General features: G+C 45.2%; 1 pseudogene. It reads left to right on the top strand.

The features are described 5' to 3' along the window. Nucleotides 1–1,117 (top strand): annotated as a pseudogene (locus tag ACS8FD_RS16215) (hypothetical protein); the annotation flags it as partial.

The raw sequence follows: 1,117 nt of genomic DNA, 5'->3' as shown, positions 1-1,117 counted from the left end.
AACTGATACCTATACTGCCCCAACCTATACCTTGGATGACGGTACCAATACGACTACCAATACCACGGTTAACAACGTTGGTGACGCGCTAGGTAACCTAGATATACGCACTACCACTAATACCGCTGATATTGATAAAGGTATCAGCTTTGGGAATGGTACGACAGATAATAACTTTGCGCTAGGCGATACTATTAATGTCACTGGTGACAGTAATATCACTTCTACTACCACCGCAGGCGGTGTACAAGTTACTCTGAACGATAATATTGATGTTAATAGAATCACTGCTGGTAACAGTACATTAAATAATGCTGGTGTTACCATTGTTGATGGTCCTAACAATACTGTTACCCTTAGCGGATCTGGACTCAATAACGGTAATAATAGAATTACCAACCTAGCTGATGGCATTGCACCAAATGACGCAGCAACTTTCGGTCAATTAACAGACACCAATAATATTGCAACAGGGAACTTGTCTGCCCTTGGCGGCGGTGCAACTTATAATGCTGTAACTGATACCTATACCGCGCCGACTTATACACTAGATAATGGTAGCAATATCGGTACCACCAGCGACTTTGATAACGTCGGTAGTGCACTAGGCAACCTAGATGGTCGTACCACTGCGAACACTTCTGGTCTCGCAGATCTGGCCTCAGGTAAAACTGGTCTGGTTCGTCAAGACACAGGCACAGGCGCGATCACCGTTGGTGCTCAAACGGGCGGTACAAGCGTTAACTTTACCAATGTAGGTGGTGATGCTCGTCAGTTAACAGGTGTGGCTGATGGCACCAATGCCACAGACGCTGTGAATAAAGGTCAGTTAGACGCTATTACTGGCAACATAAGTGCAAGTGGCGTTCAGTATGATCGTAATAATGACAATACAGTAAACTACGATAGAGTTAGCTTTGACGGTACACAGGCTGTTATTGGCAAAGATGATAGTGATAACGATATCGTCGTCAGTGGTGGCACGACGCTTACCAACGTTGCCAATGGTGTCAATGCTTCCGATGCAGTCAATAAAGGTCAGCTCGACAGCGCTACCAAAGTTAAAGTCTTTGATAGCAGCGGGGACGAAGTGACCATTAATGTCGCTGAGCAAGTC

It is taken from the genome of Psychrobacter sp. 1U2, from assembly GCF_051847575.1.
This window is presented reverse-complemented; position numbering and strand designations above follow the sequence as displayed.